Annotated in this window: 19 protein-coding genes; 10 read left to right on the forward strand and 9 right to left on the reverse strand. The window is 39.2% G+C overall.

All coding sequences use genetic code 11. The features are described 5' to 3' along the window. The first annotated feature begins 12 nt into the window (after positions 1–12). A complete protein-coding gene (locus tag A6E04_RS14730; protein ID WP_026025325.1) occupies positions 13–1,647 on the forward strand; it encodes an ATP-dependent endonuclease in 1,635 nt (544 codons plus the stop codon). Positions 1,648–1,723: 76 nt separating this feature from the next. Here the strand turns inward: A6E04_RS14730 and aroG are convergent, their stop codons facing one another. Beyond that, complete coding sequence (aroG, locus tag A6E04_RS14735; RefSeq protein WP_065611708.1) at positions 1,724–2,776, reverse strand: 3-deoxy-7-phosphoheptulonate synthase AroG; 1,053 nt, start codon at positions 2,774–2,776, stop codon at positions 1,724–1,726. A 252-nt stretch (positions 2,777–3,028) separates the two neighbouring features. Here aroG and A6E04_RS14740 point away from each other — a divergent pair, with 252 nt between their 5' ends. The 4 genes from A6E04_RS14740 (at position 3,029) to A6E04_RS14755 (ending at position 6,271) form a co-directional block, all read left to right on the forward strand. Beyond that, positions 3,029–3,775, forward strand: coding sequence for an amino acid ABC transporter ATP-binding protein (locus tag A6E04_RS14740; RefSeq protein WP_017020886.1), 747 nt, complete (start codon positions 3,029–3,031; stop codon positions 3,773–3,775). A 1-nt stretch (position 3,776) separates the two neighbouring features. Beyond that, on the forward strand, positions 3,777–4,571 hold the full coding sequence (locus A6E04_RS14745; RefSeq protein ID WP_017020887.1) for an amino acid ABC transporter permease: 795 nt from the start codon (positions 3,777–3,779) through the stop codon (positions 4,569–4,571). 84 nt (positions 4,572–4,655) lie between these two features. Then, positions 4,656–5,387: a transporter substrate-binding domain-containing protein gene (locus A6E04_RS14750; RefSeq protein ID WP_231850981.1), complete on the forward strand. Its 732-nt coding sequence runs from the start codon at positions 4,656–4,658 to the stop codon at positions 5,385–5,387. After that, positions 5,387–6,271 (forward strand): amino acid ABC transporter permease, encoded by an 885-nt coding sequence (locus A6E04_RS14755; RefSeq protein ID WP_175365436.1) that lies wholly within the window; start codon positions 5,387–5,389, stop codon positions 6,269–6,271. The genes A6E04_RS14750 and A6E04_RS14755 overlap by 1 nt, the downstream gene beginning before the upstream one ends. Positions 6,272–6,308: 37 nt before the next feature. Here A6E04_RS14755 and A6E04_RS14760 read toward each other — a convergent pair whose 3' ends face one another. The 4 genes from A6E04_RS14760 to A6E04_RS14775 form a co-directional block, all read right to left on the reverse strand. After that, positions 6,309–8,174 carry a methyl-accepting chemotaxis protein gene (locus A6E04_RS14760; protein ID WP_065611709.1) on the reverse strand — a complete coding sequence of 622 codons (1,866 nt, stop codon included), beginning with the start codon at positions 8,172–8,174 and terminating at the stop codon, positions 6,309–6,311. A gap of 185 nt (positions 8,175–8,359) precedes the next feature. After that, complete coding sequence (locus tag A6E04_RS14765) at positions 8,360–9,040, reverse strand: hypothetical protein (protein WP_017020891.1); 681 nt, start codon at positions 9,038–9,040, stop codon at positions 8,360–8,362. Between the two features lie 400 nt (positions 9,041–9,440). Further along, a complete protein-coding gene (gene speG, locus A6E04_RS14770) occupies positions 9,441–9,965 on the reverse strand; it encodes a spermidine N1-acetyltransferase (RefSeq protein ID WP_023604368.1) in 525 nt (174 codons plus the stop codon). 294 nt (positions 9,966–10,259) lie between these two features. Beyond that, positions 10,260–12,194, reverse strand: a complete 1,935-nt coding sequence (locus tag A6E04_RS14775) for a DEAD/DEAH box helicase (protein ID WP_065611710.1) — start codon at positions 12,192–12,194, stop codon at positions 10,260–10,262. A gap of 330 nt (positions 12,195–12,524) precedes the next feature. Between A6E04_RS14775 and A6E04_RS14780 the strand changes: the two genes are divergently transcribed. Next, the gene (locus A6E04_RS14780) at positions 12,525–14,534 is read left to right on the forward strand and encodes an exoribonuclease II (protein WP_017020894.1); all 2,010 of its coding nucleotides are present in this window, start codon (positions 12,525–12,527) and stop codon (positions 14,532–14,534) included. A gap of 72 nt (positions 14,535–14,606) precedes the next feature. On the opposite strand, the gene A6E04_RS14785 is transcribed toward A6E04_RS14780, so the two are convergent. Beyond that, complete coding sequence (locus tag A6E04_RS14785) at positions 14,607–14,966, reverse strand: late competence development ComFB family protein (RefSeq protein WP_023604370.1); 360 nt, start codon at positions 14,964–14,966, stop codon at positions 14,607–14,609. A 145-nt stretch (positions 14,967–15,111) separates the two neighbouring features. Here A6E04_RS14785 and A6E04_RS14790 point away from each other — a divergent pair, with 145 nt between their 5' ends. From A6E04_RS14790 to A6E04_RS14805, 4 genes are all read left to right on the forward strand, one after another. Next, entirely contained in the window at positions 15,112–16,344 is a 1,233-nt protein-coding gene (locus A6E04_RS14790; protein ID WP_017020896.1) for a GGDEF domain-containing protein, read from the forward strand. A gap of 200 nt (positions 16,345–16,544) precedes the next feature. After that, entirely contained in the window at positions 16,545–16,925 is a 381-nt protein-coding gene (locus A6E04_RS14795) for a DUF3302 domain-containing protein (RefSeq protein WP_012551777.1), read from the forward strand. Continuing rightward, the gene (locus tag A6E04_RS14800) at positions 16,925–18,055 is read left to right on the forward strand and encodes an HlyD family secretion protein (protein WP_065611711.1); all 1,131 of its coding nucleotides are present in this window, start codon (positions 16,925–16,927) and stop codon (positions 18,053–18,055) included. Before A6E04_RS14795 ends, A6E04_RS14800 begins: the two co-directional genes overlap by 1 nt. A 201-nt stretch (positions 18,056–18,256) precedes the next feature. Then, positions 18,257–19,852 carry a BCCT family transporter gene (locus A6E04_RS14805; protein WP_017020897.1) on the forward strand — a complete coding sequence of 532 codons (1,596 nt, stop codon included), beginning with the start codon at positions 18,257–18,259 and terminating at the stop codon, positions 19,850–19,852. Positions 19,853–19,923: 71 nt separating this feature from the next. Here A6E04_RS14805 and A6E04_RS14810 read toward each other — a convergent pair whose 3' ends face one another. The 3 genes from A6E04_RS14810 to A6E04_RS14820 are packed head-to-tail and all read right to left on the reverse strand — an operon-like array spanning position 19,924 to position 22,997. Then, complete coding sequence (locus A6E04_RS14810) at positions 19,924–20,976, reverse strand: DUF4056 domain-containing protein (RefSeq protein WP_065611712.1); 1,053 nt, start codon at positions 20,974–20,976, stop codon at positions 19,924–19,926. An 11-nt stretch (positions 20,977–20,987) separates the two neighbouring features. Next, on the reverse strand, positions 20,988–22,112 hold the full coding sequence (locus tag A6E04_RS14815; RefSeq protein ID WP_017020899.1) for a BamA/TamA family outer membrane protein: 1,125 nt from the start codon (positions 22,110–22,112) through the stop codon (positions 20,988–20,990). 3 nt (positions 22,113–22,115) lie between these two features. Beyond that, complete coding sequence (locus A6E04_RS14820; protein ID WP_017020900.1) at positions 22,116–22,997, reverse strand: hypothetical protein; 882 nt, start codon at positions 22,995–22,997, stop codon at positions 22,116–22,118. Positions 22,998–23,115: the final 118 nt, after the last annotated feature.

Consider the following 23,115-nt stretch of genomic DNA (forward strand, 5'->3'; position numbering starts at 1 on the left):
GAGGAAGGTTATATGCTTTTAGAACGTATTGAAGTTTCAGGATTTCGTGGCATAAAACGCCTATCTCTTTCTTTTGAACAACTCACCACTCTGATAGGTGAAAATACATGGGGCAAATCATCATTACTTGATGCCCTATCTATCGCTCTGCCTATTTCAGGAGAGCTGCATCAATTTTCATTAACTGACTTCCATCAAGACCATTCCATCTCTTACACTCAAGATCAGCACATTCAAATCATCATTACTTTTCAGACCACAGAAAAAAATGAGTACAGAGCTGGCCGCTATAGAAAACTCGCTTCATTATGGCAACCAGATGAAAACAGCCACGCACAACGTATTTATTACCGTATTAGTGCAACAAATAATGACGGAAAAATAACGGCATCCCATTCTTTTTTAGATAATAAAGGCCGTATTCTTCGTTATCATAAAATTCATATGCTTGTGTATGAGCTTATTCGCTTACACCCTGTCATTCGTATACGCGACGCCAGACGGCTTCACCCAGATGGAGACACGGCGCCTTTACCTGATGATCGCATTGAGCGACGTATCAATAATACCTGCCGCCGTCTACTTACCTCTCCTGGTCAAGTTAGCAGTGGTGAAATAAAAAGTGCTCTCCATTCAATGCAAGCGTTAGTCGAGCACTACTTTGCATTTAAAAATCATAATCGACATACACAACATCGAATTCATGATGATCTCTTCTTTGGCCAAAAAACCGAAGGTATCTCATTAACCCAATTTATTAATCAAAACAAAAGCAAACAAACCAAACTATTACTGCTTGGTTTACTTAATACGTATTTAAGAGCAAAAGGACCGAATGTCCTCAAACCATCAGCTCGACCTCTAATGATAGTGGAAGATCCCGAGGGGCGATTACACCCAACCCAACTAATACAAGCATGGACATTGCTTAATCATATTCCCATGCAAAAAATATTAACAACAAACAGCAGCGAGCTACTGAGTACCGTTCCCCTTTGTTCGATACGTCGTTTGGTTCGAGAATCTGACTCCACCTCTTGCTATTCAGTCTCTCCGACCTGTCTTTCTAAAGACGATTTACGTCGAATTACTTTCCATGTCCGATTCCAACGATCAAATGCCTTATTCGCTCGTTGTTGGTTACTGGTTGAAGGGGAAACTGAAGTTTGGTTGTTTAATGAAATGGCACGAATTTTAGGTTATAACTTGGCAGCAGAAGGCATTCAAATCATCGAATTTGCACAATCAGGATTAAAATCACTCATAAAAATCGCAAAAACCTTACACATTGAATGGCATGTAGTGACCGATGGTGATCCCGCAGGGAAAAAATACGCGTTTGCGGTAAAAAGTCAGTTAGATAATGAACACCAACGCCACCGTTTAACGGAGCTTCCACATAAAGACATTGAGCATTATTTATATCACCATGGTTTTGAGCCCTTATTTAGAGAGCTTTCAAATACATCGGTAGATCAACCTGTACCGCCTAAAAAAATCATTATAAAAACACTAAAAAAATACGCTAAGCCTGATTTAGCCTTAGCGATAGTGCAATACTGTGAAGATAATGGACCCGAAAGTATTCCACTTCTTCTACGTTGGACACTAAAACGAACATTAACCATGGCAAAAGGCCAAGGCTAATGTCCGTTTTATAAGAAACAAATAAACGCCAACAACTTCTCAGTTATTGGCGTTTATTTATTGATAAGATGTCGTGTTATTTATTACGACGAGCAGTGACTGCATTCGCAAGTTGATGAAGAACTGTTTCCGTATCATCCCAACCAATACAAGCATCAGTAATAGATTGGCCGTAAGTTGCAACTTTGCCATTAACAAGATCTTGACGACCTTCCACTAGGTGACTTTCAATCATCACACCAAAAACAGCGTCTTCACCGCCAGAGATTTGGCCACAAACATCATCCGAAACAATCATCTGACGCTTAAAGTCTTTTGAGCTATTAGCATGACTGAAATCAATCATCACTTTCTCAGGTAAACCAGATGCCGCAAGTTGCTCTTTAACTGGTTTTACATGTGCAGCGCTGTAATTTGGCTCTTTACCACCACGTAAGATGATATGGCAATCAGGGTTACCCGCGGTTTCAATAATCGCAGAATGACCGTATTTAGTTACTGATAAGAAATGGTGAGAAGACCCAGCAGAGCGAATCGCATCTGTTGCTATCTTGATATTACCATCAGTGCCATTTTTAAAACCAACAGGGCAAGACAGGCCAGAAGACAATTCACGGTGAACTTGTGATTCTGTTGTACGAGCACCAATCGCTCCCCAACTGATTAAATCAGCCATGTACTGTGGAGTGATCATATCAAGAAACTCACCCGCGGTTGGCAGTCCCATATCAGTAAGATCGAGTAAGAGCTTACGTCCCATACGAAGGCCATCATTCAGTTTAAATGAATCATCCATGTATGGGTCGTTAATTAGACCTTTCCAACCAACGGTTGTACGAGGTTTTTCAAAATAAACACGCATAACAATTTCAAGGCGATCGCCTAATTCATCACGCAATGTTTTTAACTTAGCGCCATATTCTAGTGCGGCTTCAGTATCATGAATTGAACACGGACCAATAATAACAAGTAGACGGTCATCGTCACCTTGTAGAATATTATGAATTGATTGACGAGATTCAAACACCGTCTTAGCAGCCGTATCTGTCGCAGGAAATTTTTCTAAAATCGCAACAGGGGGTAAAAGTTCTTTTACTTTGTTAATTCGTACATCATCAGTTTGATACATTATTATGCTTCCGTCTATTTATGCAGCATATACTCTGTATACTGCATGTTTATTCTCCATCCTGTTAACGTAACGTGTCTTCTTCTGTTGTGCAATGGTTAATTTAATATAAATAAGTCTCTCAGTTAAGATTTAACCTCAAGTGTACATAACACCCAATATTGTTTAAAATTCATCCACCAAAAAAGATTCACTTCTTTAGCCTTATGAATATGTTAGAGTAAGTTTAAGAACTAAGAAAAAGGATGTATTGTGAGCCGTCAAAATACACAGACTAACTCCGTGATTACTTTTAAACACGTAGAAAAGTATTATGATCAATTCCATGCTTTAAAAAACATTAACCTCTCTATCGCTCAAGGTGAAAAAGTGGTTATATGCGGCCCCTCTGGTTCTGGTAAATCCACTCTGATCCGCTGTATTAATACGCTAGAATCCATTGAATCTGGAGAGTTATCTGTTTTTGGTCAACCCGTGTCAACAAAGCAGCAGTCTAAAGGTCAAATTGGCATGGTGTTTCAACATTTCAATTTATTCCCACATTTAACGGTATTAGAAAATCTGACACTAGCACCCATCAAAACCTTAAAACTCTCTAAAGCTGAAGCCAATAAACGTGCCTTGCATTATTTAGAGCGCGTTAACATTGCAGAGCAGGCGAATAAATTCCCCTCTCAGCTCTCGGGTGGTCAGCAGCAACGTGTCGCCATTGCTCGCTCATTGTGCATGGAACCGAAAATTCTGTTATTTGATGAACCAACTTCCGCGTTAGATCCTGAAATGATCAGTGAAGTCTTGGATGTTATGTCAAATCTAGCAAAAGACGGCATGACCATGGTCTGCGTTACTCATGAAATGGGATTTGCTAAAAAAGTGGCTGATCGTGTTGTTTTTATGGATGAAGGTGAGATTATTGAAATCGCCGAACCAAATGAATTTTTTGAACACCCAAAACATCATCGTACTCAAACTTTTTTAAACCAAATCTTGAGCTACTAATATGCGCAACTTTCTCAACATATTGCAGCCCGTATTTTCCGCTTTACTCCAAATCGCCTTTATTACTCTTGGATTATTCTGGGTATTAAATAGCGGAGCTGAAGCCATGAATTATCAGTGGCAATGGGACCGAGTACCTGATTTCCTCTTTTTTTACGAAGACGGTGAATGGTTTCCAGCTGAATTAATCGAAGGCTTATTGGTTACGTTACAAATCTCAGGGTTAAGCGCAATAGCAACCTTCGTGATTGCCCTTATTACGGCCTTATTACGCTTATCTGATTCTGTCGTTGGCCGCTCATTGGCCAAAGGTTATATTGAGTTAATTCGAAATACGCCCTTATTGGTGCAAATCTATTTACTTTATTTTGTATTTGGCCCTTATTTAGGATTAGAACGATTCTCTACGGCTATCCTTGCTTTAGCTCTATTTCAAGGGGCTTATACCGCAGAGATTTTACGCTCAGGTTTGGTCAATTTACCTAAAGGGCAATTTGAAGCCTGCCGCTCGCTTGGTTTATCTTCTTTTAATAGCTATCGATACATTATTCTTCCTCAAGTAATTCAAAAAACCTTACCTTCACTCACTAATGAATTAGTTTCTTTAGTAAAAAACTCTTCTATAGTCAGTGTGATGGCGATTTTTGATTTAACAACGGAAGGACGAAACATTGTCGCAGATACCGCAATGCCATTCGAAATTTGGTTCAGTGTCGCCGCTATCTATTTATTAGTTACACTCAGTCTCTCAGGGTTATCTGCCTGGTTAGAGCATAAAATGCATAATTCACATTAATGGAGAACACACAGCATGAAGCGAATATTATTATCTTTTGTTAGCCTATGCCTACTTTTTAGTAGCTCGGCCTTTTCAGAATCAATGACACCCAATGTAGATAAGATAAAAGAACGTGGCACACTTAAAGTAGGTCTCAGTACTTTTGTCCCTTGGGCTATGCGTGATACGCAGGGTAATTTGATCGGTTTTGAAGTCGATGTTGCGAAACGCCTTGCTAAAGACTCTGGCTTAGATATTGTTTTCATACCTACAGCATGGGATGGCATTATTCCTTCTCTGATCTCAGGGAAATTCGATGTGATCATTGGTGGATTAACCATTACTGATGAACGAGCAAAAAGTGTTTTATTTACGACCCCTTATTCACACTCTGGTGTACAAGTTGCTGCAAATAAAAAATTAACGGAAGGCTTTACTCGTGAGCAATTCAATTCTCGCCGTGTAAAAATTGCCGTTCGTCGTGGTGCCGTTACCGTTGCCGCCGTTAGAGAAAGCTTCCCTAAAGCAAAAGTTCTTCAATTTGATGATGATGCTCAAGCGTTTCAAGAAGTATTAAATGGCAATGCTCATGCGGTTGCAGCTTCAACACCAAAACCAGAGTTTGATGCTATCAAATATTCTGATGTGCTTTACCTTCCTTTCAAAGAGCGCCTTTCTGAAGGAAATGAAGCTTTTGCTGTACGTTTAGGCGAAGATGATAAAAAAGCATTTTTTGACCAATGGATTAAAGACCGAACTGAAGATGGTTGGTTAAAAGAACGCTACGATTATTGGTTTACTAGCCTAGATTGGCAGTCACAAATAGCGAACTAATGCCAATGCAGCAAAGTAAACATTTTTCACTAAATCGATTAGATTGGATACTACTGGCCATTGTTGCTGGTAGTATCTCATGGTTATTTCTCAAAGACAGTGGATCATTGACCTACCATTGGCAATGGTCCAAAGCCATCTCTTTACTCTTTACCAGTAAATCTGATGGCTCTCTGCCTTATTTTTTTGATGGGATAATTTCTACATTACGTTTAACGTTTTGGGGAATGATCTTTGCTGTGTTGTTTGGTACTTTATTGGGATTGGGCCGTCGCTCTAACATCACATTTATTCGTGCTCTTTCGAACAGTTATATACAACTGATTCGAAATATTCCTCCCCTTGTTTTTATTTTCATCTTTTACTTTTTTATTGCTAATCAACTTGTGCCTTTATTTGGTTTAGAGCATCTATTACGAGAGCACAGTGGCAATATTAACCCACTTCAGTCCATTCTATTCGGCCCTGCATCTTTATGGGAAAATCTAATCTCAGGGGTACTTTGTATTGGAATGATCTCTGCTGCTTATATCGGCGAAGTGGTTCGTTCAGGATTAGACGCAATACCAAAAGGACAGCATGAGGCAGCAAGAAGTTTAGGCTTATCAACGTGGCATCGTTATCGCTATATTATTGCACCCCAAGTGTTTAAAGTGATCATCCCTCCTCTTGCAGGTCAGTGTATTTCGTTAGTGAAAGACTCTTCTATTATATCCCTAATATCGATACAAGAATTAACCTTTGTTGGTACTGAAATTGCAAACTCAAGCGGAATGATCTTTGAAATTTGGATCGTGGTTGCTCTCTGTTATTTCATTCTTTGCTTTAGCTTATCTCGCCTGTTCTCGTATTGGGAATCAACAACAGAAAAAGCTCAGGGCTAACCTGAGCTTTTATCTACACCATAATCAACATTTATTGTTATACCGTAAATTTATCCATGATTTTTTCTTGCCTGTTTACAAGTTCTACCTGTTCATTAATCGCTGTTCCTGCGTTTTTAGAAGCGTCATGCACAACAATAGAGAGATCTTTAATGTTCACCGTTTTACCATTAATCTCTTCTGCAACATGGCTTTGCTCTTCTGCTGCGGATGCGATGTGAATATTCATGTCATTGATCAGTTGTATTGTTTCTCTGATCTTTCCTAATGCATTTGCTGTCTGCTTCGCAGTTTCAACAGTTGACTCTGCACTATCTTGACTGCTCGACATCGCAGAAGACACTCTAGACGCCCCTGATTGTAATTGTTCAATCATTGTCGCTATTTCAGTGGTTGATTGCTGTGTGCGCTTTGCAAGCGTTCTGACTTCATCTGCCACAACCGCAAAACCACGCCCTGCCTCACCCGCTCGTGCTGATTCTATCGCCGCATTCAATGCTAATAGATTGGTTTGTTCCGCAATATCATTAATCACTCGTAAGATAGTACCAATGCTATCCGTTGCTTTCTCTAAGCTCTCAACCTCAACTACCGCTTGATTGATATTCGTTGATAGCCCATGAATGGCTTCAGTAGTTTGTCCAACGACACTCATGCCATGCTCTGTCGCGATATCAGCCTGTTTAGCAAATTCGGCAGCACTCTGTACATTATTGGCGACATCAACCGACGTTGCCGCCATTTCATTCATTGCCGTAGCCAGTTGCTCAAGCTCCATCATCTGTGTATTCATCGCATTAGACGACTCTTGCGCCCCTGCTGAAATTTGCTCTGTACTTCGCATTAACTGATGGCTTAATTGTTTTGTTTCTGTCACCTGAGTTTGTAAATTAATAACAAATTGATTAAACCCTTCCGCTAAAGGCGCAAATTCTGCATCTATCTTTGTATCAAGACGCTGAGTCAAATCCGCGTCACCTGAACTGACATTTTCAATCGCTTTATTTAAATCCTGAATAGGACGAATCAATTTGGTTATAAATACAAGCATCAACATAATAGATAAAATAATCGCAATCACAGAGTAAATCACCGAACTATTTCGTAATTCATTCACGTATTCAAATACTTTATTTTGGTTCAGAACAACACCAACAGACCAATTTTGCCCTTGAATTGGCGTAAAATCGATGTTGTAAGGAATTCCCTCTATTTCTATTTTTTGTATTCCTTCACGAAGACTCACTTTTGGTAAGAACGATGACATGCCTTTGCCATTAAATTTACGGTTAGGATGCGCAATGACCGTTCCATCGTTATCAACAATAAATAAATAACCAGCATCAAACAAGGTCACCTGATTAACTAACTCAGCTAACGAACCTAAACTTAAATCAAAGAATATTGCACCAGAAAAAACGCCATTTTCTTTCACTGGCGTTCCAACTGAAACCAATATTTGCCCCGTTGCCGCGTCTTCATAAGGAGCCGTGATAATAGTTTTTCCTTGCTGCTTTGCCGCTTTATACCAACTACGCGTCTTAGGATCATAATTCACAGGTTTCCACGATGGATCATTACTCATAAAGTCACGGCCATCTTCAAATCCAATTCCTGCTAAAATAAACGCTTGTTTCATTTGCGGCTGATTTAATACCTTCTCAATACCTGTCTCACTCGAATCACTCTCTATCATACGAGTGGCATACTCTGCTAGTAATGTCTTACCTGAAAGTTCAGAACTAACCGTATTGCGCACCCCATTTACAATTTCTAAAATACTTGATTCAACCTGACTCTCTACTTCTTGTTTCATATTGATGTATTGAACGGTACTTAAAACAGCGAGGGTTCCTGTCATTATTAGCGAAAATGCCGCGATTATTTTATGTCTAAACTTCATTAATATTTCCTATATACAGCAATTAAATAGTAGGTATAAAAAATATCATCGCATTACCTTATTTATGCGGTCAAAGTTACATTAACAATTTTGCAACAGCTGTCTCACTATTTAAAACACATAAAAAAACAGCCACTCGATTAAAGTGACTGTTTTAAATGGTTCTTTATTGACATTACTATTTATTATTCAATGGCTTGGATTTCATCGAGTTTCTTTGTATTAACAGTAAATACTCTAAAGATAAAAATAGTATTCATCATTGATAAGACGACTTCACATACAGAAAAAACGAAAGAGAGCGCTGTCGATTTCAAACCAATTAATGCAAAACCATATTCAACCGCCCACATTAAGCCTGTTGTAAAACCAAAGATAATCACCAACCCTTTAAACAGAATCCAATAGTTGTCTTTTGTCTCATGCCAACCGAGCTTAATCGAATCGATGGCCGTTTCTTTATACAATACACAATAAATTTCAGTGAATGAAAAACGTGCCATTAAATACAGTCCAGGCAAGATTAATGCGATAAAGCCCATTAATACTGCAGCGCCTAAAATCATATTCATGAGAACAAAAGAGAACCATGTTTTCGCTGGTATCTGATACAACTGTGAGAACGGTACTCGACGACCATCAAACGAATACGCAATATAAGCCAATATTGCCCCTTTATAGAAAGGATAAATAGTCAGAATAAATAGCATATAAAGTAAAAATTTACCTGATCCATCGTCTTCATTAAAACTTAAAGCGATGCCATTCGTCAGTAATGCAAAAGGCAAAACGAGAATACAAAAGGCAACAAAATGCGTTTTGAAGTAGTTAAAGCTATCCATCAATAAAACTGATAACGCTGGCATCTCTTTCTATCCCTAAATATATGTGTAAATAATAATGGTTTATTACATGAGGATAGCAAATAAAAAACAAACTAAGAAGTCGATTTTAGCTAATCACCGCTAACCTACCGCATTATGATTATTAATAGTTCGAATACACTCCCAATAAAGAATCCGACTTACTGGATTTTGAGGTGTCCTCATAGGAAAAGTAAGAGGTAATATGAGGTCTATACTTAAGTCATCGACGATATCGTTTATTCATAACGAAGAAGAGTAAACCATTGCTACTATTACTTGTGGGTTTATTGTCAGCCAACCAAAAGAGCAATAACAATTAAACGCCAATAAAATCAATAATAACGTAATGAGTACTTATTTATTGTCGATAAAAGCCGAAAATGAACTTCGGCTTATTTCATTATTTATCGCGATTTGATAAATAGAATTCTTGAAGAATATACATACGCTTAACATCGCAATATTCTCCATTAACAAAGATTTCTTTGATTAAATGACCTTCTTTAAGAAAACCACATTTTTCATATAAATGAATCGCTTTCTCATTATTAACAGCAACATGCAAATACACTTTATGAAGATTTAGAATCGTAAATGCATAATTAAGCGCTTTATGAATCAAAGCTCTCGCATAACCACAACCTTGAAAATCCGGAGCGATAATAATTTGGAACTCAGCATTACGGTGTATTGAATTGATCTCAACCAACTCTACAAGTCCAATCGATTGTTGATCTTTATTTTCAGCAATGAAGCGACGTTCGTTACTGTCATGAATATGCTTACGAAATAAATCTTCAAGTTCATAATAAGATTCATAAGGCTCTTCGAACCAATAGGACATAATCGACCTGTTGTTATTTAACTGATGAATAAATCGAAGATCAGTTTGTTCAAGAGCGCGCAGTCGGATTTCATTATCCATTTTATTTTCCATTCACTAATAAAAATAGTACTCGCAGTGGTGATAATGTTCAGCACGGCTATTTCCAAGAAAATACCACTATTAAGTAAAAACGAAAACATATAAATAAAAATCTATCGATAGAACCACATAAAAACCTAAATTTTATTAGGTCGCTTACCTAGTGCATAAAATTATATTTACGATTAATGAATTCAAGAAGGGAGTTTATAAATAGGTTCTTCAACAATCAAAGTTACAGGCATAAAAAAACCGAGCTACATGAGCTCGGTTTTTATTATTAAATCTTATTAATTAGTCTTCACGAGGTGTGCGTGGAGCACGGCTTGCGCCTGGAGCTCGTTCGCCACGGTGACTACCACGGTGATCGCCACCTTTGTTGCGGTCAAAACGACGTTCGCCACCACGAGCTGCACCAGCACCGCCTTCGCGATTGCCACGGTAACCACCACGGCCTGCACCAGCACCAGCGTTATCACCAGCGCCACCGCCAGTACGAGGACGACGATCAATTGTTAGGTCAACGCCTTCAACAACAACCGCTTTCACTTCGTTTTGACGAATACGTAATTGCTTAAGCTTGCTTGCAACGTCAGAAGACATTTTCTTAGGAAGCTGTACGTATGTGTGACCCGGAGCAAGTTTGATTGCACCGATAGCACCTTTAGTGAAACCAAGTTCGTTAGCTAAAGCACCTACGATGTCTTTAACTTGAACGCCTTGATCACGACCAACTTCTAATTGGTACGTATCGAAATCGTCATTGTTGTATTGACGACGTTCGCCACGGTCAGGACGGTCACCACGATCATTGCGGTCACGACGCTCACCACGTTCAGGACGGTCACCACGATCACCGCGCTCAGGACGACGATTTTTCGAACGTTCTACTGCTGCGATCATTGGATCTGGACCTTTATAGAATAAAGGACGCTTACCTTGTTGACGCTTAAGAAGCATTGCTGCAATTGTTGATGCATCAACTTCTAGAGTTTCCTGAAGCTTAATGATTAAGTCAGAGAATGCTTCTAGTGCAACGAATTCTTTATCTGCTGCTAATTCAGCACCAAGAACCGCTAGACGAGCTTCTGCAACTTGATCGCGATGTGGAAGTTCGATTTCTACCATTGAAGATTTAGTTACACGTTCAATAGTACGAAGCATACGAATTTGGTTTGTGCGAACTAAAAGAATCGCTTTACCTTTACGTCCAGCACGACCAGTACGGCCGATACGGTGGATGTAAGACTCAACATCGAATGGGATGTCGTAGTTAAATACGTGTGTAATACGAGGAACATCAAGACCACGAGCAACAACATCTGTTGCAACTAGGATATCGATAACGCCACGTTTGATATGGTCAACAGTACGCTCACGTAGAGACTGAGGAATATCACCGTGCAATGCAGCAGCTTTAAAGCCACGAGCAGATAACCAATCAGCTAGACGCTCTGTATCTTGACGAGTACGAACGAATACGATTGATGCATCAGTTTCTTCAGTTTCAAGTAGACGAGACATTGCTTCGTCTTTTTCTACGCCTTTAACAATCCAGAAGTTTTGCGTTACTTGTTCAACAGTATTGTTAGTACCAGCAACATCAACACGAGCAGGATCACGTAGGTAACGGTCAACAATTGTCTTAACCATTGGTGGCATAGTTGCAGAGAACAGGATACGTTGAGCTGTTTCTGGCGCTTTTTCAAGAATCCAAGTTACATCATCAACAAAACCCATTTTTAGCATTTCATCGGCTTCATCAAGGATGAACGTATGAACTTCGCCAAGGTTTAGACGGTCACGGTTAAGTAAATCTTTAACACGACCAGGAGTACCAACAACAATGTGTGCGCCACGGCTTAGGGCACGCATTTGATCAACGATAGAAGCACCACCGTAGATTTCTAAAACTTTAAGACCCTTGATGTTACGACCAAGATTCTTAACTTCAGCAGCAACCTGAATAGCAAGTTCACGCGTTGGAGCCATGATGATTGCTTGTGGGTTATGTTGCTTAAGGTTGATTTTGTTTAAAAGAGGCAAAGAGAAAGCAGCTGTTTTACCAGTACCTGTCTGTGCTTTACCAAGTGCATCACGACCAGCTAATAATAGAGGAATTGATTCTGCTTGGATTGGTGTTGGAGCAACAAAGCCCATTTCATCAAGAGCAGATAATAAAGTTTCTTCTAAAGCCAGTTGGCGAAATTCAGTAATAGTTTCTGACATTGGGATCCCAATAATTAATCATATAAAAACGGTCCCATTTGCTCAGCAAGTTCCATTACACACACAAGCACTCGGGACAGGACGGGTTAATCTCTTAATACAAAAGTGTATGTAAGATGATTAACTCAGGGCGCGGATAATGCCCTAATACTGCAAGAATTACCAGAAAAAATTGAGCAAGTTCACAAATTTAACTCTCTTTTCTTAGTTTAGGCAGTTTTTTGTACGCTAAACACTCTTTTTTATACATTTCAACCAAGTTTTCTAGTAATCAATTAAGTGCGATAGTAAAGTTAGCTCGTTATTTCTCTAACTATATTATGAAGGCTCATGTTTCAAGATAACCCATTACTTGCGCAATTGAAGCAGCAAATACAAGAAAAATTGCCTAAAAAAGAAGGCACAATTAAAGCAACCGACCGTGGTTTTGGCTTCTTAGAATCAGATGACAAGAAAAAAAGCGTCTTTATTCCACCAGCACAAATGAAAAAAGTGATGCATGGTGACAGAGTCATTGCTCTTATTCGTACTGAAAATGACAAAGACCAAGCAGAACCAGATCAACTTGTTGAACAATCAGTTACTCGATTTATTGGCCGCATTCAGATGTTTAAAAAACGTCTACAGGTAATGCCTGATCACCCTAGCCTAAAAAATGCAATAAAAGCAAAAACACGTAAAGGTGTAAATCCAGAAACCTTAAACGAAGGTGATTGGGTTGTTGCTGAGTTAACACAGCACCCATTAAAAGGAGATGACGGCTTTCTATGTGACATCACTCATAAGATCACTGACACCGATGACAAAATCGCGCCTTGGTGGGTAACTCTTGCTCAAAATGATTTACCAAATTCAGAACCTAAAGGCATTGAACATTGGGAAATTAAAGACGACGCTGATTTAGTTCGTGTCGATATGACCGAAACACCATTTGTAACCATTGATGGTTCATCAACCAAAGACATGGATGATGCCCTTTATATTAAAAAGCAAGACAACGGTTCTTTTGAACTGACTATTGCGATTGCCGATCCTACCGCTTATATCACTCCAGATGATGAGATGGATAAAGTGGCACGTCAGCGTGGTTACACTATTTATCTTCCTGGTCGCAATATACCAATGCTACCAAGAGATCTAAGTGATGAGTTATGTTCACTAATCGAAAATGAACAACGCCCTGCGATTTGTTGTACCGTGATTGTTGATGCAGAAGGCACTATTCAAGAAGACACCATTAACTTCTACGCCGCGACGATTAAATCTCACGCACGCTTGTCTTACGATAATGTGTCTGATTTCCTTGAAACAGGCCATTGTGAAACTTGGGCACCAAGTGAGATCATCGCTCAAGTAGTTACTGAACTGCATGAATTTGCACAAGCTCGTACTACATGGCGTCAAACGCATGCTGTTATCTTTCCTGATCGCCCAGATTATCGCTTTGAATTAAGTGAAGACAATGATGTTGTTGCGATTCATGCCGATACGCGTCGCTGCGCGAATAAGCTAGTAGAAGAAGCAATGGTTACTGCGAACATCTGTGCAGGTAAAACATTACGTAATACCTTTAACATGGGCGTATTTAACTCACATGCTGGTATTAAACTCGATAAGTTTAAAGACGTTGTTGAGATTGTAAACCAATTAGAAGGCGTTGAATTTACTGAAGAGCAAATAGCAACACTGGAAGGTTTCAGTGAACTACGCCGTCTTTTAGGTAGCCAACCGACGTCTTACCTTGATGCACGTATTCGTAAATACCAAACTTACAGCGAGACAGGTAACGAACCCCTTCCTCATTATGCAATGGGTCTTGATATCTACGCGACGTGGACATCACCAATTCGTAAATACAGCGATATGATTAACCATCGCATGCTTAAAGCTCATATTTTAGGAAAAGAACCAGTACAGCGCCCTGATGATATCGTCGGTGAAGAATTGGCCCTAAGCCGTCGTTACCATCGAATGGCTGAACGTAATGTGAGTGATTGGCTATATTGCCGAACATTGGCATGTGAAGTTGAAAAAGAGACGCAGTATACGGCTGAAATTTTTGATATTAATCGTGCAGGTATGCGTGTTCGTTTAATTGAAAATGGTGCCGCCGCTTTCATTCCTGGTTCGTTAATTGTTGATAACAAAGAACGCATTGAATGTAATGGCGATCAAGGAACGGTTTCAATCGATAAACATGAAACCTTTAAGCTTGGTGATCAACTTCAAGTTACCTTAGCTGAAGTAAAAGAAGAGACTCGTAATATAGTTGCAAAACCAGTGCAAGCCTTCCCAGCTCCTGTTGTTGAAGAAACAGAAACAGAAAATCCTAGCGCTTAATTACCATTAAATAACAAAAGGCTCATACAATACAGTTCATGTAACTGTTTACCCATTGTATGAGCTTTTTTATTACTCTATTTTCAACGAACCAGAAAATGGAACTTCTTCATCTTCTAAATCAAAACGATCTTTTGCTGTATAAACCGCAATATTATCAATTTCATCCTGACGCTCTCGCCTATCCTCTGCTACCATCTTCTCTGCATTTTCAACAGCAGCGACAACCATACGGTAATATTGTCCTAATTTTTTCTCAGGTGTGGCCGCTAACATATCTAAGCTATAACGAATATAAAGTGTTGGCAGTTGATTTAGCGCAATACATTTCATGTCTGTTATTTGATCAAGCGTATAAGAGTGGTAGAAATCGAGTTCAATGAAACGTTTTCCAACCAGTACTTCCATATAATTATGAATGTTTGATTCCATACGAATACCTTATTGTTATTAAATACGTAATGTTACGTAGTAAGCGTATTAATAAAGTCTTGTTATTGATAGAATAGGCAAATTGTCCTACCAATTCAGTGACATGCCTTTACTTTTTTAGATTTATTAGGAACAGATAAAAACAATGTCTTCTAGCCTTCTGAGTCACCCTTTGTTTAAGTTACTTTTACCTATAATTTTGGTCGTTTCTGCGATTACAGGAATGAGCGGTATCATTCAACTTTCAGCTGAAAACAAAGGCTTCTCATACATATTGCCATACATTGTATTATCAATTGTATTGCTTTTAAGCCAACCATTTAACCAAGGTCGAATTGGAATGATTGCCATCAGTATGGCGATTGCTTATTGGATCATCCAAGAAAGACTGCAAGTACCTTTATCTTTTGGTACGACTCGTATTGAATTTACGCTAACCGCCTTTCTTTTACCGATTACAATGATGGCGACTTTCATTTTTCCTGAGCGTAGAATTTTCTCAAAATATGGTGCAGGTTACCTCTCTGTTCTTTTATTCATGTTCATTTGGTGTTGGATCATCGTGACGCATTTCTCAGAAAATGACATGACGGAGATTTGGGAAACCTACCTACTCAACATCCCTGAAATATCACCACTTCCTATTATCATCGTACTTTATAGCTTAGTGATGTGTGGTCTTTCTGCTATTTTTGTTTTAACTCGCAGTAACAATACCGATCTCGCGTCATACACTTGCTTACTTTACTCTTCGTTAACTTTTTCACTATTTAGCGTTGAATTTATTTCTAGCACTATGTTCTCTATCGCTGGTCTACTTCTTCTTTTATACATTATTTCAGCGAGCCACGAGCTTGCCTTTATTGATCAACTCACCAGCATTCCTGGGCGACGTGCATTGGAATCTGAAATGAAGCATCTTGGCCGACGTTATACCATTGCAATGCTAGATGTTGATCATTTTAAAAAATTCAATGACAGTTACGGCCATGACACCGGTGATGATGTACTTAAACTGGTTGCGAGCATTATGGCGCAAACCGGAGGTAATGCTAAAGTATATCGTTATGGTGGTGAAGAGTTTACGGTGCTGTTTAAAGGCAAAACCGCAGAAGAAAGCCTCGAATACCTTGAAGAACTGCGTGAAGACATTGCCGATTACGATTTAATTATTCGAGACACATCAACTCGACCTAAAGATAAAAAAGAAGGTCAGGCGAAGCGTGGGAAGGCCAATAAAACCAAAGTAGTCAACGTGACGATTAGTATTGGTGTTGCCGACAATACCGAATATAAAAAACCACAAGACGTAATAAAAGCATCAGATAAAGCCCTTTATCGTGCCAAAGATGGTGGACGAAACTGCGTTAGTTTATAGAGCTATCATTCTCCCCCTCATCGGTACAAAACGTAACCGATAGCTATTTAGTTATCGGTTTTTTTTGTTTCTATCTCTCTTTAATCTACTTAGTTTACGATTCTACCTTGCGTATTTAATCAAGCAATGCGACACTCAAGTTATTAAAAAGTAACTATTTTGTTACCCATTGGATTGTAAATAACGACAAGGATAAGTTTATGTTTTTAGATTATTTTGCCCTCGGCTTACTCGTATTTGTAGCGCTAGTTATCTTCTATGGAATTATTGTTATCCATGATATTCCTTATGAAATAGCACATAAGCGTGACCATCCTCATTCAGATGCTATCCATATTGCCGGATGGGTCAGTTTATTTACTCTTCACGTTCTATGGCCATTCCTTTGGATCTGGGCAACGCTATGGAGAGAAGATCGTGGTTGGGGGTTTCATAAGATTGAAAATAATCAGTTAGAACTGCAAACACGCGTTAATCATTTAAACGATCAAGTTGAGTTACTGACAGAGAAACTGTCTCAAATAGAAATCAACCAAGTGAATCAACCGCCTCAAACACCCTCTAAAGAGGAGCAAATATAATGGATTTATTGCTGATTCTTACGTATACCGCCTTATGTATCGCGGTTTTTAAAATATTTAATATCCCTTTAAATAAATGGACTGTACCAACGGCAGGCTTAGGTGGCGTGGTTCTTGTTGGTACACTTGTTCTTTTAATGAACTATAACCACCCATTCACTCAATTTGGTGGACAGTTTTATGTCACTACTCCAATAGTGCCAAGTGTGAAAGGCAAAGTTATTGAAGTTAATGTAGAGGCAAACCAAGCTCTAAAAGAAGGTGATGTTCTTTTCAAAATAGATCCAATCCCGTTTAAAGCAGAAGTTGTCCGTAAACAAGCCGCATTAAATGAAGCACAACAAGGGGCTTTACAACTAGAGTCCATTTATAAATCAGCTCAAGCGAATACAATCAAAGCAACTGCTGACAAAGATAAAGCCTATCGTGAATTTAAACGTTATGAAAAAGGCTATAAAAAAGGCGCATTTACAGCTCAACAACTGGATACTCGCAAGCAGAACTATAAAGCCGCGCAAGCAACCGTTGAGTCAGTTCAAGCACAAGAACAACAAGCAAAATTAGCGTTAGAGTCTCAAATTAATGGTGAAAATACGACAGTTGCTCGTATGCGAGCAGAACTAGAACAAGCGCAATTCAATCTTGATGAAACAATAGTAAAAGCGCCTACTGATGGTTACGTAACTCAAATGGCATTACGTCCTGGTATGATGGCCGTTCCCCTACCTTTGCGCCCAGTAATGACCTTTATTCATACTGAAGCTCAATATTATGTCGGTGCATTCCGTCAAAATTCTTTACAGCGCTTACAAGCAGGCTTTAAAGCTGAATTTTTATTCCGAGCAATCCCGGGTAGAGTATTCCAAGGAGAAGTCGTCGAAGTTATTCCAGCCATTGGCGAAGGACAAATCCAAGCGTCTGGCTCATTACTTGGTACGAATGCAATTCAAACAAATGGACGCGCCTTAGTTAAATTAAAATTAACGGAAGACGTGTCAGAATTCCACCTTCCTGTCGGTGCTAATGCAGAAATATCTGTTTATTCCGATAGTTTTGAACATGTGTCTATTATGCGTAAGGTATTAATCCGTATGAAGTCTTGGCAAAATTTCTTATACCTTGATCATTAAACAACCAGAAGCCAACCATCATTTCATAACGCCTTAAGATACTGTTTTAAGGCGTTTTTTTAAATGTCAAACCCAATAAATAAATATATGTTTTTTTTCTTAACTCTGATATTATTCCTCGCGAAAAAAGCTGTTACTTAAATGTTAACAGCGCTTAGGTAGCCTCCGATTGGAGCTATCATATATATTATGTGAGGACACATGAGTACTACGGATAAGTACAGCATTGACAGTACTGATTATGAAGTTGGCCAAGACAATATTCAAAAATGGGGTTTTGATATTCATAACCAAGTTTTTGGTATTAGTGCTGGTGCCATTATTTTATTTCTTACTGTTCTTCTGGTTATGGACCCAACAGAAGCCAAATCTATTCTTGACGGCGTAAAATTAAGCATCATCAATAACTTTGATGGTCTATTTATGTGGTCTAGTAATATCTTCCTTGTTTTCAGTTTACTTCTAATTATCTCTCCTTTTGGTAAGATCCGTCTTGGTGGCGATAACGCAAAACCAGAACATTCCACTATTTCATGGATGGCAATGCTATTTGCTGCTGGCATGGGTATTGGGTTAATGTTTTATGGTGTTGCTGAGCCTGTTGCTTATTTTACCGATTGGTATGGTACACCGTTAGCGGTTGAACCATTTACCGATGAAGCAAAGAAAATGGCGCTAGGCGGTACAATGTATCACTGGGGTATTCACCCTTGGGCTATTTACGGTATTGTTGCTCTTTCTTTAGCTTTCTTTACGTTTAACAAAGGCTTACCACTATCTATGCGTTCTGTTTTTTATCCTATTTTAGGTGACAGAACATGGGGTTGGTTTGGTCATATCATTGATATTTTAACCGTATTGGCAACATTATTTGGCCTTGCAACCTCTCTTGGTTTGGGTGCACAACAAGCCGCTGGTGGTATCAACCATGTATTTGGCACCAACGGTGGTGTCAATATGCAAATTGGTGTCATCATCTTTGTTACCATGCTAGCAATGATCTCGGTTATTCGTGGGATTGATGGTGGTGTAAAACTGCTTAGTAATGTAAATATGCTTGTTGCTCTTGCCTTACTTATTTTCATCATCATCATCGGATTTTCTGATGTAATGGCAGCAATACCACTAACGGTTATGGGTTACATTGAGAACATCATTCCGTTAAGTAATCCACACGGTCGCCCTGATGAAGGTTGGATGCACGGCTGGACCGTATTCTACTGGGCATGGTGGATTTCATGGTCTCCGTTTGTAGGTATGTTCATTGCACGTGTTTCTAAAGGTCGTACTGTTCGTCAATTCTTGATTTCAGTAATGCTAATTCCAACAGCCGCAACCGCATTATGGATGTCTGCTTTTGGTGGTATAGCAATGGAACAAGTCACAAATAAAGTCGGTGAGCTTGGTGAAAATGGTCTACAAGACATAACCATGGCATTGTTTAATATGTATGATGCATTGCCAATGAGTACAGCTCTTTCTGTGATTTCAATCATCCTAATCATGGTGTTCTTTGTAACATCATCAGATTCAGGTTCATTGGTTATCGACAGCATTACCGCGGGTGGTAAAGTTGATGCGCCAGTACCACAACGCATTTTCTGGGCAATCGTTCAAGGTTCTATCGCTGCCGTATTATTATGGGTTGGCGGCACTGAAGCGATGCAAGCACTGCAAGCCGGTACTGTTTCTACGGCACTGCCATTCACCTTTATCTTACTTCTAATGTGTGTAAGTTTAGTGAAAGGGTTTAGTACTGAGAAATACGGTACGGTTCCAAAGACAAGTAAAGCTTAATATCTTTTAAGACAAAAAAAGCCCCGATACGCATTAGCTATCGGGGCTTTTTTATTCAAGTAATAGAAAGATTACGGGTTTGTAGAGAGCTCTTTATCGTCTTTTTCTTTAGCAAAATCAGCAATACGTTGAAAATCACTCGGTGTCCAATAAGATTTACTTTGTAATGATTTAGGTAATGCTACGAACGCATTATCATTTTGATTCGGCATAAGCTTAAACGTTACAAGTCCTTCGTGTTCGGTTGCTAAGCTTTCTTCCATTCCATTTTTAAACCCATTAGGACGAAGATCCGTGCCTAAATGATATTCTCTATGAATAACTACCCATTTATTTGGCAGACGTTTATCGCTATCCCACCATACACCATCCATACTTTCAATTTCTGCTTTTGACTCTTCTTTCGACCCGACTTTCAATTCAATAAACTTGTCATGAATCGCTTGTGTCATCGCTTTTGAAAAATCATTTTTATCTAGATTTGGATTATTAGAAATGACCGCACTCGCTAATTTTGCCCCAAGCATATTTGAATACAAATCTTCTGGCGAAAAAGCGGATGCGTATTCTTTAAAACCACCAACCGATTCCATACCAAACCATTGAGCAATTTCATGCCATTGCGCTAAACGATAAGCGGTTAATGCGGCGACTTCAATACTAATAGATTTTCGTTGTGCTTGCGAATACGATTCCGTTGAAGCGTTCATTTGTACTATTCGATCTTTTAATTCAGGAGAGAGAGCAATACTGTAGTTTTCACCTAAATGCGCACTGATTTCGGTATAGAGAAAATAGGTAAAATCGGCAGTATCACGAATATGAGCTGAATCTAAAAAACCGCCTTTTTCTGAATAAAAAATTCCGTTACTTTCGTCCCCGAATCCCATTAAGCTACTCGCAACGCTTTGGCTTCCATCATTATAAATATGATCTCCTAACTCGCTGATGTTCAGTACGTTTTCAACAGAAACAAAAGGAACGGGGATCCCTCCTACTTCGGTTTGTAAATTAGTACCAAACGCACAGCAAGGCCTAACGCCGACAGGAGCTTCAGCAAAGACTGAAAATGAACTCCCCAAAAAAAGGAAACTCGCTATCATAGCGACTGTTTTACTATTCATAGGATTACTCTCTAAAATGCTTCATTAATTTGAAAATAAATGGCTTGGCTGTTTTTCCCTAGACCATAATCCAACCGGACATTAACTCGAGGCTTAAACGCAAATCGATACCCTACCCCATAAGTAGGTAACCATTTAGAATCAAACAACGTATTAAAAGAATCGCCGACATTACCACCACCGATCCACGCAACCATTCCGTGTCTTTGTGTCAATTGATGACGAAATTCGATCTGTCCAGACAATTGCGTATTATCGCGATATTGGCCAGAATAATAACCACGCATACGCTTATCGCTGCCTAAGCTAGAAAGCGCAAACCAAGGTGCATCCCCTTCAACATCTTCACCAAAAACTTCCCAAGCAATAATAGTTGCATCTGATAACGCATAATACTGCCGATAGTTAATCGTTATTTTATCGAAATTAAAATCAGATCCAAACTCTTCTCGATACGCATTCCAATTGACACTAAATAGCATGCCTTTTTGAGCATTTAGTTCAAAATCTCGGCTATCATATTCAAGACTGAGTGTTGAGGCGCTTAAAAAACGATCAGCAAGATCATCACTTGGCAATAAGTCTGTATCAGACGATTGTTTACGATGACTTTCCATATCAAGGCCAATTAATACATAAGTATTCGGTAAAAATTGATACGCTATTTTCGGTGAAAACCCTAAAATCTGAGCTTCTACTAACGTTTTATTACTGTCGGTTTCTGCGGCAGTTCTACCAACACCCCAGTAGTACTCAGGGGTATGGCTTGCTTTCGCTTCCACAAGTAATCGCAAATCATCATTATCAAAATACGTACGATTATTCACACCAACACCATAAGAGCCAGAGCTAGACCCATAGCCGGTAATATTAATGGTTGATAATGGCGTCCCTTCTGTAGGTGCTGTCGGAGAATAAAGACCAACCGCCGCGATACCGATACCAAAGCCTTGCTCAGGATTTGCAAAAGGACCGGGTAATACAGCCCAATCAATCCCTTTACTGACATCGATGGTCTCAGATGATCCTAATTCTTCAAGAAAAGTATCGACCCAGCCTTCTGGTTTTTCTTTTGCTGAGATCGTAAAAGTACATGCGCTAAAAATAACGACAGTGAGGAATCCTATCAATCTCATGATTTAAAATCGCATATCAACAGTTAAGAAAAGGCTTTTTCGTTTACCTAAACCAGCTTCACCTAATAGGTATAATCCATCGTCCAATTTATATTGCATACCTAATAACGTATTCCATGGGGTCACTAAATGCTGCTCAACATTAAAGCGGCCATTATCGACTTTACCCACAAGATTACCCAAACTGCCCGTTAATCCAATGTCAGTTAAGTTACCTGATAATGATTGTTCAACCTCTTGATACATCGCACCAACCCAAAAACGCAATGGCGTCCCCATGCGAGTAAAGTCATATCCTATACGAGGAGAAATAACGACAGAAGTGATAGAGCCATCAATAACGTTTAGTGCGGTTTCTGTATAACTCGCATCAACTAACGTAAAAATATCTTTATATCCACCAGCAAGAACAAAACCAGCACCATAAAGCGTGCCGTTCAAATCCAGACGAAATGGCATATTTCCTGACAATTTCTCAGACCCAAGCGCTTTTACATGAATCGTCGTCTCAGAATAACCTTTAAGTTGTCCAACAATGGCGTATAGATTAAGAAAAGGGAAAAGCCAAACATCACCACGTAATGTTAATACTTCACTCTCTTGCTTGCCATTTCCTACGGCGTCTATATCAACCAAATTACTTAGCGCATGCGGCGGCTTCCACGGCAAAAGAGCCGGAATAGTCCCCTCAAAACCAACACTGTCTACTGAGATGTCTTGAGTTTGTTTCATGTAACTAACGTTCAGCCCAAAAGCTTCAGGTAAAGTGTACCCACGAGCTTCCGCCTCCTCTTTCCAAATAGGTAAAGTAAAAGACTCTGCAAATAAATGAGAGGATATAAATAAAGATGATAAGCAAAGTGCTTTTGCAACTCTTTGCAGCATAACGACTCCAACAAAACTGAAGAAAAATGGTCCACAAATGGTTTCAGTTTTCGAGAAATCATACGCTCAGTTTTTTCTCAATCAATACAATTTTACACTGTTTTACATACAGAATTAA

It is taken from the genome of Aliivibrio logei (assembly GCF_001691055.1).
Lineage (GTDB): Bacteria > Pseudomonadota > Gammaproteobacteria > Enterobacterales > Vibrionaceae > Aliivibrio > Aliivibrio salmonicida.